Here is a 14,377-nt window from a genome sequence, read left to right as displayed (position 1 = left end):
ATGGCCAGTTCCTGGGCCAGCCGGCTGCAACGCAGCTGGCAGCAGCGCCCCAACCTGCATCGGGATGGCGTCTCCCTGCAGGAGGCTTGGCTGCTACGCAAGCTGCAGCAAACCCTGAATGGTGACAGCCTGCAAATTGACGGCCTGTCGCTGCTCAGTCGCGACAGCACCCTGCATCTGACTGCACATCAACCCTTGGCCGCCCGGCTGACCCTGCATTTCGATTTTTTGCCCATAGACTGGAACAGCCGGCAGATCTGCTTGCGTTATCACGTACAGGGCGAGGCCATCGCGCCTTCCACCACTCTCCGTTTGCTGGGCGGGCTGCTACTGGGCGTGCTGGAAGGTGCGTTTGGCCACAAGGCATTGCAGCAACTGGCCAAGCCGCTGGACTGGCTGACGCTGGAGCAGGATATCGCCATGATAGACCTCACCCGGCTGCCAGCCCTGCAACCATGGCTGGACTACCCGCTGCTGGGCAAGCCACTGGGTGAGCACTTGATCATCAAGGCCATCGAAACCAGCCCCGGTCAATTGCGTATCCGCTTGGGGCGTAGCCAGCCCCCTCCGGCCGAGCCTGCCCCCGACTGACAGCCATGAAAAAACCCCGCCGTAGCGGGGTTTTTCGTATCAAGGCTAAAAAATCAGCCCTTGACGACTTTGGCAATGGCTTCGGCCACATACGGCAGGTTCTTGCTGTTCAGTGCGGCCAAGCAGATACGGCCGGTGGAAACAGCATAGATACCGAATTCGCTGCGCAGCACTTCCACCTGAGCGGCGGTCAGGCCGGTGTAGGAGAACATACCGCGCTGCTGCGCCACGAAGGAGAAGTCCTGCTCCACGCCCTGCGCCTTGATGGCATCAACCAGACCAGTACGCATAGCGCGGATGCGGTCACGCATGCCGGCCAGCTCGTCTTCCCACTGCTGGCGCAGCTCAGGGCTGGACAGCACTGCAGCCACCATGGCCGCACCATGGATAGGCGGGTTGGAGTAGTTGGTGCGGATCACACGCTTCAGCTGCGACAGCACGCGGCCGGTTTCTTCCTTGCTGGCGGTCACGATGGACAGCGCGCCAACACGCTCGCCGTACAGCGAGAAGCTCTTGGAGAAAGAGCTGGACACGAAGAACTGCAGGCCAGAAGCAGAGAACAGGCGTACTGCCACGGCATCGGCATCGATACCATCGGCAAAACCCTGATAAGCCATGTCCAGGAAAGGAACCAGGCCCTGGGCGCGGCACACTTCTACGACTTCAGCCCACTGGGCGTCGGACAGATCGGCACCGGTCGGGTTGTGGCAGCAGGCGTGCAGCACGATCACGGAACCAGCAGCCAGACTTTGCAGGAAGGACTTCATGCCGGCAAAGTCGACACCACGGGTGGCTGCGTCGTAGTACGGATAATTTTCTACTTCGAAACCGGCAGATTCGAACAGCGCGCGGTGGTTTTCCCACGACGGGTTGCTGATATAAACCTTGGATTCCGGGTTCAGACGCTTGAGGAAATCGGCACCGATTTTCAGTGCACCAGTACCGCCCAGCGCCTGGGCAGTCACCACCTGACCATTGCTGATCAGCGAGCTGTCGGCACCAAATAGCAGGTTTTGCACGGCGCTGTCGTAAGCGGCCGGGCCTTCGATCGGCTGATAACCACGCGGCAGCATGGCATCAACACGGGCCTTTTCCGCAGCCTTGACCGCAGCCAGCAGCGGAATCTTGCCATTATCGTCGCTGTATACACCCACACCCAGGTTCACCTTGAAGGGACGGGTATCGGCGTTGAAAGCTTCGTTCAGGCCAAGAATCGGGTCGCGCGGGGCCAGTTCTACCGCGGCGAAGATCGAAGAGGTCATGCAGGGGCTCCATTTGCTTTGCAGAACAGCCGCAACCGGGGCGCTGGCACATGCAGCGGGCCGCGGCTGATTGATGAAAATCTTTGTCCGGGACAAAGTTTACCACCATCTGCCAGCTTGCTGCGCTGCAAACCCGACAAAACAACAAGCTGCCACTCGCAGCGACACTGAGGAGACAAATGGCATATCCTGCAAGAGCAGGCAGGCATCCGTGCCAGGGGCTGAACCATGTGGCAACTTGCCCAGTCCTACTTCAAGCACAAACGCATACACCGGAGAGCGCTCATGAAAAAAGGCATTTTGCTGTTCTGGCCGTCCTTTATCATCGCCGTACTGGCCACCAGCGTGTTTTTCTCGATTTTCGACCCTGCCGAACTCACGCTGCATGGCAATGCTCTGTTTGCCGACAAGTTATCAGCCTATTCGGTATTTTTCCTGATCAGCTGGGCTTTTGGCGCACTGAACACCGCCATCGTGCTGGTACTGGAAAAGTCCTCGCGCGACATCAACGGCTTTACACCGCCACCGGTCCAGCCCATGGATGACACTGAAGACCCACTACGCAACTAAAGGGCAAACAAAAGGGCGACCAAAGTCGCCCTTTCTCATGATGACATCCCGGATATCACGCCATCAGCTAGCCGCTGTCTGACACACCACAAAGTATTTGCGCACTGCCTGCACCACCTCGAACACCCCGACAAAGCCGGCCGGGATCACGGCGGCCTCGCCAGCCTGCACTTCCACGACCTTGCCAGCCTCGTCATGCAGGCGCACCAAGCCTTCCATCACACAGAAAAACTCGTGTTTGTCAGCGGCAAAGTGAATGCGCCACGCTCCTGGCTCACAAGCCCAGATGCCGCAACTGAGCGCCTCATCGGCGGTTTCGTAATGGGTCCAGGTATGGCGTTGCGGATTGCCCTCCAGCAGACGATCCGCACGCGGCTGGTCGGCCACCGGCATAACGCTTTGGGAAAAATGGGTAATGGCAGCCATGACAGTTCATTTCCTGCAGATGAAAGCGGCCATTATCGCCGCAGCTAAGCATCGGGGCCAGACTTGCCCAGCCGCTGCGCCATAGTGCGCAGCATCAGCTTGCTCAGCAACCAGTGCACTGGCATCACCAAGGCCAGATACAGCCAGCCACCCCAGTGATGCGGCCTTACCCAGGTTTCCACCTGCAGGCGACTGCCACCGGCCTCGGGGCTGACCGACAGCAGAATGCGAAAATCCAGATGGCGGTCATCCTCGCCCAGCACCGCCAGTTGCGGTCCAAGATGCATGATGCGAAACATGCCGATATGGCTGCCTGGTTGCAAGGACAGCGTTCCGGCTTGCTGCATGGGGCCGGTCTTGAGACCAAAACGGGCCGCCAAGCGGTTACGCCATGCCATCAGCGTGACCGCCCAAGCGGGTGCGGCACTAGAGAACGCCACCAGCAGCTGCTCTGCGCCCACTTCTGCGTTCTGGCAGTGTTGCTGATGCTGGTCGCGAAACGGGTAATCCACAGCCTGAGGCAGGGCATTCGACATGGCGGGTGCTCCAGGATGAAAACCTGATTATCCTGCCGCCTCTGTCAGTAGCTCCATTACTGAAACTACCTAGCGCCCAATAAAAACCGGCCACGCGGGCCGGTTTTTATTGACTGCACGGTGATCAGGCGAACACCAGCTGCCCGTTGCGCGCCTCCACCAGAATGGTGGCCTTGGGCGGATACTTGCCGGCCAGAATGCTCTTGGCCAGCGGGTTTTCCAGCTCGTTCTGGATGGCACGCTTGAGCGGACGCGCCCCATATACCGGATCGAAGCCTGCTTCGGACAACAAGGACAAGGCCTCTTCGCTGATTTGCAAATTCAGCTCCAGCTTGGCCAGCCGGCCTTCCAGACCCTTGAGCTGAATACGGGCAATCGCCTTGATGTTCTTCTCGTCCAGCCCGTGGAACACCACCACCTCATCGATACGGTTGATGAATTCGGGGCGGAAGTGCGTCTTCACCTCAGCCATCACTGCCAGCTTGATCACCTGATAGTCATCGGTGGCCATGGCCTGGATCTGCTGGCTGCCCATGTTCGAGGTCATCACCACTACCGTGTTCTTGAAGTCCACGGTGCGGCCCTGGCCATCGGTCAGGCGGCCATCATCCAGCACCTGCAGCAGGATGTTGAACACATCCGGATGCGCCTTTTCCACCTCGTCCAGCAGAATCACACTGTAAGGCTTGCGGCGCACCTGCTCGGTGAGATAACCGCCCTCCTCATAGCCGACATAGCCGGGAGGCGCGCCAATCAGCCGTGCCACCGAGTGCTTCTCCATGTATTCGGACATGTCGATGCGGATCAGGTGATCCTCGCTGTCGAACATGAAACCAGCCAGCGTCTTGCACAGTTCGGTCTTGCCCACGCCGGTCGGCCCGAGAAACAGGAAGGAACCATAAGGCTTATTGGGGTCGGCCAGGCCGGAACGGGAACGACGAATGGCATCGGCTACCGCACGTACCGCTTCGTCCTGCCCCACCACACGCTGGTGCAGCACGTCTTCCATGTGCAGCAGCTTTTCCCGCTCGCCAGTCAGCATTTTCGACACCGGAATACCCGTCGCCCGGCTGATGACTTCGGCAATTTCCTCAGCACCCACCTGGGTACGCAGCAGACGATTGGGCTTGTTGTCAGTGCCAGCATCGGCGGCTTCCGCTTCGCGCAGCTGTGCTTCCAGCTGCGGCAGCTTGCCGTATTGCAGTTCGGCCAGCTTTTGCCAGTCGCCCTTGCGCTTGAGGTCTTCCATATCCACCTTGAGGCGGTCGATTTCCTCCTTGATGGTTTGGCTGCCCTGTGCCGCAGCTTTTTCGGCCTTCCAGATTTCTTCCAGGTCGGCGTATTCGCGCTGCAGTCGCTGGATTTCCTCTTCGATCAGTTGCAAACGCTTCTGGCTGGCTTCGTCGGTTTCCTTATTGACGGCCTCGCGCTCAATCTTCAGCTGGATCAGCCGGCGATCCAGCTTGTCCATGGATTCTGGCTTGGAATCCAGCTCCATCTTGATGCGACTGGCTGCCTCGTCGATCAGGTCGATGGCCTTGTCTGGCAGGAAGCGGTCGGTGATGTAGCGGTTGGATAGCTCAGCCGCCGCCACGATGGCCGGGTCGGTAATGTCCACGCCATGGTGGATTTCATATTTTTCCTGCAGGCCGCGCAGAATGGCGATGGTGTCTTCCACCGTCGGTTCGCTGACCAGCACTTTCTGGAAGCGGCGTTCCAGTGCGGCGTCCTTTTCGATGTACTTGCGGTATTCGTCCAGCGTGGTGGCACCGATGCAATGCAGCTCGCCGCGCGCCAGCGCCGGCTTGAGCATATTACCGGCGTCCATGGCACCTTCGGCCTTGCCCGCCCCCACCAGGGTGTGGATTTCGTCGATGAAGATCAGCGTCTGGCCATCATCCTTGGCCAGATCATTCAACACCGCTTTCAGGCGCTCTTCGAATTCGCCACGAAATTTGGCACCAGCAATCAGCGCGGCCAGGTCCAGCACCAGCAGGCGTTTGTTCTTCAGGCTTTCCGGCACTTCACCATTGACGATGCGCTGTGCCAGGCCTTCCACAATGGCGGTCTTGCCCACGCCCGGTTCGCCGATCAGCACCGGATTATTCTTGGTACGGCGCAGCAGCACCTGGATGGCCCGGCGGATTTCGTCATCGCGGCCAATCACCGGGTCCAGCTTGCCATTACGGGCGCGTTCGGTCAGGTCGGTCGTATATTTTTTCAGCGCCTCACGCTGGCTTTCCGCATCCTGACTACCCACGGTCTGACCGCCACGCACCGCCTGGATGGCGGCCTGGATGGCATTGTGGTTGCCGCCATGCTCTTTCAGCAGGCGGCCGGTTTCACCCTTGTCCTGCGACAGTGCGGACAAGAAAGACTCGCTGGAAATATATTCATCGCCCTGCTTGCTGGCGATCTTGTCGGTGACATTGAGCAGGTTGCCCAGGTCGCGCGATACGGTGATCTCGCCATTGGTGCCCTGCACTTTCGGCAGGCGCTGGATGGCGCTTTTGAGTGCCAGCTTCAGGCCCGGCACATTGACACCGGCACGGGCCAGCAGGCCACCGATACCGCTGTCGTTGTCATCCATCATCACCAGCAGCAGGTGCTGTGCTTCGATATAGGCATTGTCTTCAGACAAGGCCATGCTTTGTGCATCGCCCAGGGCCTGCTGGAATTTCGTGGTCAGCTTTTCAAATCGCATAGAGAAGCTCCTTCAAGAATATGACTCTGATTTCTTTTGCATTTTCAATAATGATCCGCCGTGCCGTCCTATCGGAATACGCGACGGTGTTAACCAAGATATGTGGGCGGATTTGAGCACTACAAGATAAATATCTGAACAATCCGCGCAGAACCTACACGTTTATTGCGGTAGGCCAATACCGGCTGGCCGGTCGGAACAGCAAGTAATGCAACCCGCCTTTGGAACAGAATATTCCCGATGACTATCACCTAGTCTTATGGAAATTTCTTGGCATTTATTTTCATTTTTCCAGCCATGCCAAGTGAACTTTCCATATCACTTCATCACGCCAAACATGTGATGAAATCCAGACAAGGAGCCAGGTATGCACAAACTCATCATGATGTTTGCTGGGCTGTTAGGCTGTGTCGGAGTCTATGCCGACAGCAGTTTTTCCCTACTGCTCAGCGGTGCGTCCATCCACAGTGGCTGTCAGCAGGGCAAGGGGGAGAAAGCGAAAAGTTGTGAGTTCAATAACAACAACCCAGGGCTTGGACTGGAGTGGGCTTTTGCCGGAAATGAGGACAATGGCCGCTGGTTCACTCGGGCAGCAACTTACCGCGACTCATTCGAGCAGCAGGCCTGGTATGTGTCGGTAGGCTATCGCAAAGAATGGCAGATCATAGGCCCGGTTTACCTGGGAGCCGGGGTGCAAACCGGTTATCTGGATGGCTCTGGCATAAAGGGTTTGGCCGCGCTGCCCATCATCAGTTTGGGGAGCAAGAACGTGGCACTAGAAATCGGTTATGCCCCCAAAACCAACACCGTCGGCCAGCATAAGCGAGTGAATGTCACCACTTTCAGCCTGCGCTGGAGCTTCTGAATCGCTCATACCAATAAACAAGGGGACGCTCTTAGCATCCCCTTGTTTATGTCACTGCCACCGACTCAGGTACGGAAGGCGCGCACTTCTTCTTTCAGCGAGTCGGCCAGTCCCGCCATGTGGCGGGCGGTTTCGGCCGAACGCTCGGCCGCCTGATTGCTGCTTTCTGCCTGGCTGGCCACCGAATTCACCCGCTCGGCCATCTGCTGCACGATATCGCGCTGCTGCGACAGTTCGCGGTTGATGCGCTGCACCACTTCCATGGCGCGGCGTGAGTCCTCCACAATCGAGGCAATAGCCACGCGAGCACCGGAGGTAATGGCAGCGCCTTCCGACGCCTGTACGACTGACTGGCGCATCGATTTGACTGCATCATCGGTGGCGGACTGGATCTTGCCGATCATGCCACTGATTTCCTGGGTGGACACGCTGGTGCGCTCGGCCAGCTTGCGCACTTCATCGGCCACCACGGCAAAGCCACGGCCCATTTCGCCCGCCCGGGCAGCCTCGATGGCAGCATTGAGCGCCAGCAAATTGGTCTGGTCGGCAATATCGTGAATCACGTTGACGATGGCGGTAATCTGCTGCGCACTGCTTTCCAGCGCCTTCAGGCTGTCGGCCGCCTGGCTGAGTGTCGCCGAAATATGGCTGACGCCATCTACCGCCGCCACCAGGCTTTCACTACCGGCCTGGGCCGCTTCGCTGGAGGCTCGTGCGGCATCGCTGGCTTCGCTGGCGACCTTTTCAATCTGCTGCACCCCGGCAATCAGCATGCCGGTGTGCTCAGACATGGCCTGGGCGCTGGTACGCTGCTCGCCCGAACTGGCAGCAGCAGAGCAGGCCTTGTCCGACAGTTCCTGCGCAGCATGGTCCAGGTCGATGGCATGCGAGCTGGTGCGATTGAGCGCCTGCTGAAAGCTGTCCAGCAGGCTGTTCATGGCATCGGCCACCTGCCCCACCTCATCCTTGCGCTTGATGGCCAGCCGCCGTGTCAAATCCCGACTGTCGCGAATGCCGCCCACTTCCTCCACCAGTTGTCGCACCGGGCGCGCCACCAGACGGTTGGTAAACAGCAGCAGGGCCAGCGCCAGGATCAGCAATAGCAAACCGGCACCGCCAGCCAACCACAACAGCAGTTGGTGATTTTCCTTTTCCAACTCGCTGCGGGTCTCGTTGCTGATGATCATCCAGCCCCACGGCTTGTAGGTGGCATAGGACAACATATGCTCGGCCGCGCCGTTTTCACCCGGCAGCTTGACGGTTAGCGCACCCTGCCCGGAGGCAAGCAGATCGTTGACATAGGCCTTGCCGCTTGCATCCAGGTCCTTGCTGACCGGTCTGCCGGAAAGTTTCGGGTGCTGCACGTATTGGCCAAATGATTTGGAGTTTTTGTTGATATCGACAATGTCGATATGTCCACCCTCGGCCAGTTTCACCTTGGACAGGCGCACCAGCAGGCCGGCAATGCCTTCGGTAGCGCCGACACCGACAAAAGTGGCGCCGATCACATTCTGGCTGGCGTCCTTGATCGGGCTGTAACTGGTGATGTAGTCACGGCCGTAGAGGTCGACCCGGCCGGCATAGTTTTCGCCATTCATCAGCTGGGCATAGGCCGGGCTGGCATGATCCAGCTTGGTGCCCAATGCCCGGCCACCATCCTCTTTTAGCACCGAGGTGGCAATACGGACAAAATCGTCGCCATCCTTGACGAACAGCGTGGCCACGTTACCGGTCTTGGAAGAAAAGCGATCGACAATATCGTTATTGCCATTGACTGCCGTGCTGCCCAGCAGCAGGGCCGGTGTCGGGGTGCCGGAGACGTCGATCTTGCTGGCCGGATTGAGGGCAAAGGCGCCGCCGATCTCACCCAGCAGCACTTTTTCAAACTGGCGGGTGGTGATTTTCAGCGATTCGTTGAACGCGTCAATCATGTTGATGGACTGGGTCAGCAACTGTGACTGGACCTTTTCGGTGCGTTCCTGCATGACCCGTCCGGTGAAGACGTACAGTGGCAGCGCCAAGCTCATGGCCACCACGATCATCAACACTACCTGGGTCGACACCAGTCGCGACCCGATGCTCATGCCTCGCTTCATTCGCTTCACCCTCTCCACTGCAGCACCCGCTGTACGGGATTGTTTATTTATAATTCAGCGTCTTTTTGAAATGCTGGCTTTATAGATGCGAACCAGCAAAATGCGCGAGAAACATGCACTTGTCAATGCAATCACTCGCGCCCATGTCACGATGTCAAAGCAAGAACAACGCCAGATCAACCCTGCTTTATGCGTGGCAGCATGACTGGCTGCATTCACAGCATAGACCGCTTTTGCTACGAGAACCTGCTACCTACCGCCACCGCGCCAAGCCAAAGCACTGGCCATGAAAAAACCCGGCCGGAGCCGGGTTGGACATATTGCTTGCCGCCTACAGCAGCACTCAGCGGACGACTATCTCGGCCTCACCAGCCTGTAACTGGCCGATGACCGCGGCGTGGTCAAAACCTGCTGCCTGGAAAGCGGCCAATACGGCAGGCGCCTGCTCTGCCGCCACGGCAACCAGCAGGCCACCACTGGTTTGCGGATCAGCCAGCACGCGCTGTTGCCAGTCGGGCAGGCCAGCGGCAAAGCGGACATGCTGACCAAAGCTGGCCTGATTACGCTCAATGGCGCCAGGGCCGTAGCCTTGCTCGGCAAACGGGCGCGCTGCGGGGATCAGCGGCACCGCCGCCATCTCAACTTGGGCCTGCAAGCCAGCTCCCTTGCAGATCTCCAGCAGATGGCCGAGCAAACCAAAGCCGGTAACATCGGTCAGCGCATGCACGCCGTCCATGCTGGCCAGCGTGGCACCCACCTTGTTCAACTGGGTGGTGGTGGCAATCAGCGCCTGATAGCCGGCCTCATCCAGCACGCCTTTTTTCATCGCCTGCGCCAGAATGCCCACGCCCAGCGCCTTGCCCATGATCAGCACATCGCCGGCGCGGGCATCGCAATTACGCTTGAGCTGGTCGGGATGAACTACCCCCAGCGCCACCAGACCGTAAATCGGCTCGGGCGAGTCAATGGAATGGCCGCCAGCAATGGGAATGCCAGCGTCCGCGCACACCGCCTGCCCGCCATCCAGAATGGCGCGTATGGTCTCCACCGGCAGCACATTGACTGGCATGCCGACAATGGCTAGCGCCATGATGGGCGTGGCACCCATGGCGTAGATGTCGGACAGCGCATTGGTGGCGGCGATGCGGCCAAAATCGAAGGCATCATCCACGATGGGCATGAAGAAATCTGTGGTGGCAACAATCGCCTGCTGATCGTTGAGGCGGTACACTGCGGCGTCGTCGCTGGTTTCCGTGCCGACCATGAGTTGCGGGAACACCATTTTCTCCCGTGCCGTGGAGAGGATGGATTCCAGTACCGCAGGAGCAATTTTGCAGCCACAGCCACCGCCGTGGGATAATTGCGTCAGTTTGATTTCAGCCATTTCAGGGCAACTCCCACCATGCTTTTCAAGGTCGCGAAACTATCACAGCTGGCTGAATTTGACGAGATCATCGACGTGCGCTCGCCAGCCGAATTCACCGAAGATCACCTGCCTGGCGCCATTAATTGCCCGGTACTGGATGATGAAGAACGTATCCGGGTAGGCACTCTCTACAAGCAGGTCAGCCCTTTCGAGGCACGCAAGCTGGGCGCTGCACTGGTGGCACAGAATATCGCCCGTCACTTACAGCAGCATTTCCATGCCAAGCCGAAAGCCTGGAAGCCGCTGATTTACTGCTGGCGCGGCGGTCAACGCTCGGCCTCGATGGCCATCATTTTCAGCCAGATCGGCTGGAATACCCACCAGCTAGAAGGCGGCTACAAAAGCTATCGCCATCAGGTGCTGGCCGATCTGGCCAGCCTGCCGGCCACGCTGCGGCTCAAGGTCATCTGCGGCCCCACCGGCTCGGGCAAGAGCCGCTTGCTGCATGCCCTGCAGCGCAACGGCAAACAGGTGCTGGATCTGGAAGCCCTGGCCGTGCATCGTGGCTCGGTGCTGGGGCGCCTGCCCGATCAACCCCAACCCTCGCAGAAGTGGTTCGACAGCATGCTGCGCCTGGCCATATTGCAGCTGGACCCGGCGCGCCCGGTGTTCATCGAATCCGAAAGCCGCAAAATCGGCACACTCAGCCTGCCGGACAGCCTGTTTTCGCGCATGCACGCCAGCGAATGCCTGAGCATGGAGGTTGCCCTGGCGGAACGCGTGCGCTTCTTGCTGGAAGACTATGATTTCTATCTGCAGCAACCAGACAGACTGGTTACCCAGCTAGGCTTTCTCAAGGCGGTCCACTCACGTGAGCAGCTACAGCAATGGCAGGACATGATTGAACAGGGCCAGTTTGCCAGCCTGGTGGAACAACTGCTGATCCAGCATTACGACCCTTTGTATTTCCGTTCGATGAACCGCCACTACACTCATTTGCAACAATCACAGTTGCTGAGGGTGCCCGGCCTCAGCCCAGCCCTCTTGGATGCTGTAGCCAGCGTGATTCGCGAATAAGACCACTCCTTACAAGTTTTACCAGCAACAGCTGCAATCTTTTCCATGCAATCCGGCGCTAGTGCAGCCGCAGACAGAGTAGAATGACAGCCTTCCTTATCGCATTCATCTCGCAGCTGGCATGAGCTCATACGCACAACTCGATTGGCTGGACGGCCAGCCCGTCTCGGTCGCCTTTGGTGATGTCTATTTCTCCCGCAGCAGCGGGCTGGAAGAAACCCGCCATGTTTTTCTCCAGCACAATCAGCTGGCCGAGCGGTTTGCCGCCCTGCCGCCCGACGGCCAGTTCAGCATAGGCGAAACCGGTTTCGGCACTGGCCTCAACTTTCTCTGTGCCTGGCAATACTTCCTGCAACATGCCCCTGCCACCGCCCGGCTGCACTTCATCAGTGCTGAAAAATACCCGCTGACCGCGCAGGATCTTGGCCAAGCGCTGGCCTTGTGGCCGGAGCTGGCCAGCCAGGCGCAGCAGCTGCTACGCCAATACGATGTGCTGAGTAGTGGCTGGCACCGCTTTGTGCTGGAGGGTGGCCGCATCATCCTCACCCTGCTGGTAGGCGATGTGCTCGAGGTGCTGCCACAGCTGGACGCTCGCATTGATGCCTGGTTTCTGGATGGCTTCGCCCCATCGAAAAACCCGGACATGTGGCAGCCAGCGCTGTTTCAGGCCATGGCCAGCTTGTCGGCAGCAGACGCCACCTTCGCCACCTTCACCTGTGCTGGTGCTGTCCGGCGCGGTCTGAAAGAAGCAGGTTTCCGCGTAAGCAAGGTAGCCGGCCACGGCCAGAAGCGTGAGATGAGCTGCGGTCAGCTGGTCACCGCTCCGGCCCAGCCATGGACGCCTCCCTGGTATGCCCGCCCGGCAGCACAGCCGGGGCAGGAACGTTCAGCCATCGTGGTGGGGGGCGGCATCGCCGGTGCCTCCACCGCCTACAGCCTGGCCCAGCGCGGCTGGCAGGTGACACTGGTGGAACGGCTGCCACAGCTGGCGCAGGCCGCCTCGGGCAATCCACAAGGCGTGCTGTATACCAAGCTCTCCCCCCACTTCACCCCGCTGACCCGGCTGGTATTGTCCGGCTATGCCTACTCGCTGCGCTTGCTGCACCAGTTGCTGGAACAAGGGGACGAGAGCTGGCGCGCCTGTGGCGTGCTGCAACTGGCACAGGATGACAAGGAAGCCACGCGTCAAGCACAGCTGGCAGGCGCCGGCTTGCCCGACGGCCTGCTACGCCTGGTCAGCCAGCAGGAGGCCAGCACGATCGCTGGTTTGCCACTACCGGCAGGCGGACTGTTTTTCCCGCAGGGCGGCTGGCTGAATCCACCCAGCCTGGTCCATGCACTGTGCAGCCATCCCAATATCCAGCTACGGACCTCCAGCACGGTACTGGAGCTGGACTGGAACCCGCTAGAACAATGCTGGCTGGCCAGCAATGAAGAAGGCCCACTGGCCATGGGTAGTGCCGTCATCCTGGCGGCGGCGGCCGACACGGCACGCTTCGACAGCACCAGCCACCTGCCACTAAAGGCGATTCGCGGCCAGGTCAGCACGGTAGCGGCTACCGCCGCCAGCAGCCAGTTGCAAACCGTATTGTGTGGCGAAGGCTATATTTCGCCGGTACGGCAGCAGCAACACTGCCTGGGTGCCACCTTCAAGTTCGAGGCAGACAACCTGTTACCCAATGAAGCGGAGCACCAGGAAAACCTGGACATGCTGGCGGGGCTTGCTCCGGCCATGCATCAGGCGGTGGGTGCGGCAGAACTCAAGCTGCAAGCCATTGGCGGCCGCGCCGCCTACCGCTGCACCAGCCCGGACTACCTGCCGCTGATCGGCCCGGTGACCGATCGCCGCCAGTTTGCCGAGTGCTATCGCGAACTGGCCAACGATGCCACGCTCAAGCTGGATACTGCCTCACCCTGGATCAGCGGCCTGTATGTCAATACCGCCCACGGCTCACGCGGCATGATTACCGCTCCGCTTTCTGGCGAAATCCTGGCGGCCTATCTGGACAATGAAGCGGCACCGCTACCGCAGGCGCTGATGCAGGCGGTGCATCCCAGCCGTTTCCTGCTGCGCAAGCTGATCCGCAAGCAGGACTGATCAGCCCCGCCACAAGCAATACTCAAGCCGCGATGGCGCGCTCGATGGCCTGACGGATGTCATCCGGAATGGCCACCGGCACACCCGCCTGATAATCCACCCACACCAGCGTCACGTCGGCATAGGCGTACACGGTGTCCGGATCGCCCAGGCGATAGAAATGATGGCGTAGCTGCAGGCTGCTGCGGCCCAGCTTTTCCAGCTCGATGGTGATTTCCACCACTGCGGGATAAGTCAGTTGCTTGCGAAAGGTGCAAGAGGTACTGGCCAGCACCGGACCGGTGCTCTGCGGGTCGATACCATGCCCCAGCGCCTCCAGCCAATTCAGGCGAATCTGCTCCAGATAGCGGAAATAATAGGTATTGTTGAGATGACCGACCGCATCCATATCGCCCCAGCGCATGGTGATGGTCTGGCGGTCGATGATGGGATAGGACTTTTCCAAGACAGCACTCCTTACGTTAACGTCATGTTGTATTGCATCATAACGCTGCCGTCAAAGTCCGTCACAAAAAAACCATGCAATCACGTCAAACCAGGCAATCAGAACCCGACATACTGCCACGGCTGCCCCGGTATTGTTTGAATACAGCGGCAGCATGACTGTCCGCCAGCGCGGGTGGATCCCCCCCTACTGCCTGGCTGCCAGTCACCTGAGCGAAGGTGCAAGCTGGAGCCCCGTCCCCCAAGGCGGGGCTCATTTTTTCTGCCTCCCCGCCGGATAGGGCAAAGACCACCCACGGCGTTTTTGTGGTGAACTTGCCGCTTGTGCTACTGTAGCGCCAG

At 59.4% G+C, this 14,377-nt stretch carries 12 protein-coding genes; 5 read left to right on the top strand and 7 right to left on the bottom strand.

Annotation, left to right across the window (positions count from 1 at the left end):
- A complete protein-coding gene (locus H2Z84_RS09400) occupies positions 1 to 591 on the top strand; it encodes a hypothetical protein (RefSeq protein WP_181835761.1) in 591 nt (196 codons plus the stop codon).
- A gap of 53 nt (positions 592 to 644) precedes the next feature.
- Here H2Z84_RS09400 and H2Z84_RS09395 read toward each other — a convergent pair whose 3' ends face one another.
- Complete coding sequence (locus H2Z84_RS09395) at positions 645 to 1,841, bottom strand: amino acid aminotransferase (RefSeq protein ID WP_439823301.1); 1,197 nt, start codon at positions 1,839 to 1,841, stop codon at positions 645 to 647.
- A gap of 297 nt (positions 1,842 to 2,138) precedes the next feature.
- Between H2Z84_RS09395 and H2Z84_RS09390 the strand changes: the two genes are divergently transcribed.
- A complete protein-coding gene (locus H2Z84_RS09390; protein ID WP_181835759.1) occupies positions 2,139 to 2,423 on the top strand; it encodes a hypothetical protein in 285 nt (94 codons plus the stop codon).
- A gap of 63 nt (positions 2,424 to 2,486) precedes the next feature.
- On the opposite strand, the gene H2Z84_RS09385 is transcribed toward H2Z84_RS09390, so the two are convergent.
- The 3 genes from H2Z84_RS09385 to clpB form a co-directional block, all read right to left on the bottom strand.
- Complete coding sequence (locus H2Z84_RS09385; protein ID WP_181835758.1) at positions 2,487 to 2,849, bottom strand: cupin domain-containing protein; 363 nt, start codon at positions 2,847 to 2,849, stop codon at positions 2,487 to 2,489.
- Positions 2,850 to 2,893: 44 nt separating this feature from the next.
- The gene (locus H2Z84_RS09380; protein WP_181835757.1) at positions 2,894 to 3,385 is read right to left on the bottom strand and encodes a DUF2867 domain-containing protein; all 492 of its coding nucleotides are present in this window, start codon (positions 3,383 to 3,385) and stop codon (positions 2,894 to 2,896) included.
- A 124-nt stretch (positions 3,386 to 3,509) separates the two neighbouring features.
- Complete coding sequence (gene clpB, locus H2Z84_RS09375; protein ID WP_181835756.1) at positions 3,510 to 6,089, bottom strand: ATP-dependent chaperone ClpB; 2,580 nt, start codon at positions 6,087 to 6,089, stop codon at positions 3,510 to 3,512.
- A gap of 367 nt (positions 6,090 to 6,456) precedes the next feature.
- Here clpB and H2Z84_RS09370 point away from each other — a divergent pair, with 367 nt between their 5' ends.
- Positions 6,457 to 6,954 (top strand): hypothetical protein, encoded by a 498-nt coding sequence (locus tag H2Z84_RS09370; protein ID WP_181835755.1) that lies wholly within the window; start codon positions 6,457 to 6,459, stop codon positions 6,952 to 6,954.
- A gap of 65 nt (positions 6,955 to 7,019) precedes the next feature.
- On the opposite strand, the gene H2Z84_RS09365 is transcribed toward H2Z84_RS09370, so the two are convergent.
- Both H2Z84_RS09365 and selD read right to left on the bottom strand, forming a co-directional pair.
- Positions 7,020 to 9,038, bottom strand: coding sequence for a methyl-accepting chemotaxis protein (locus tag H2Z84_RS09365; RefSeq protein ID WP_181835754.1), 2,019 nt, complete (start codon positions 9,036 to 9,038; stop codon positions 7,020 to 7,022).
- A 355-nt stretch (positions 9,039 to 9,393) separates the two neighbouring features.
- Positions 9,394 to 10,434, bottom strand: a complete 1,041-nt coding sequence (selD, locus tag H2Z84_RS09360) for a selenide, water dikinase SelD (protein WP_181835753.1) — start codon at positions 10,432 to 10,434, stop codon at positions 9,394 to 9,396.
- An 18-nt stretch (positions 10,435 to 10,452) separates the two neighbouring features.
- Between selD and mnmH the strand changes: the two genes are divergently transcribed.
- Together mnmH and mnmC are read left to right on the top strand one after the other, a co-directional pair.
- The gene (gene mnmH / locus H2Z84_RS09355; RefSeq protein ID WP_181835752.1) at positions 10,453 to 11,493 is read left to right on the top strand and encodes a tRNA 2-selenouridine(34) synthase MnmH; all 1,041 of its coding nucleotides are present in this window, start codon (positions 10,453 to 10,455) and stop codon (positions 11,491 to 11,493) included.
- Positions 11,494 to 11,614: 121 nt separating this feature from the next.
- Complete coding sequence (mnmC, locus tag H2Z84_RS09350) at positions 11,615 to 13,591, top strand: bifunctional tRNA (5-methylaminomethyl-2-thiouridine)(34)-methyltransferase MnmC2/FAD-dependent 5-carboxymethylaminomethyl-2-thiouridine(34) oxidoreductase MnmC1 (protein WP_181835751.1); 1,977 nt, start codon at positions 11,615 to 11,617, stop codon at positions 13,589 to 13,591.
- Positions 13,592 to 13,613: 22 nt separating this feature from the next.
- Here the strand turns inward: mnmC and H2Z84_RS09345 are convergent, their stop codons facing one another.
- Entirely contained in the window at positions 13,614 to 14,036 is a 423-nt protein-coding gene (locus tag H2Z84_RS09345) for an acyl-CoA thioesterase (protein ID WP_181835750.1), read from the bottom strand.
- Positions 14,037 to 14,377: the final 341 nt, after the last annotated feature.

The sequence above is a fragment of the Aquitalea aquatica genome (assembly GCF_013911085.1).
Classification (GTDB): Bacteria; Pseudomonadota; Gammaproteobacteria; order Burkholderiales; family Chromobacteriaceae; genus Aquitalea; species Aquitalea aquatica.
This window is presented reverse-complemented; position numbering and strand designations above follow the sequence as displayed.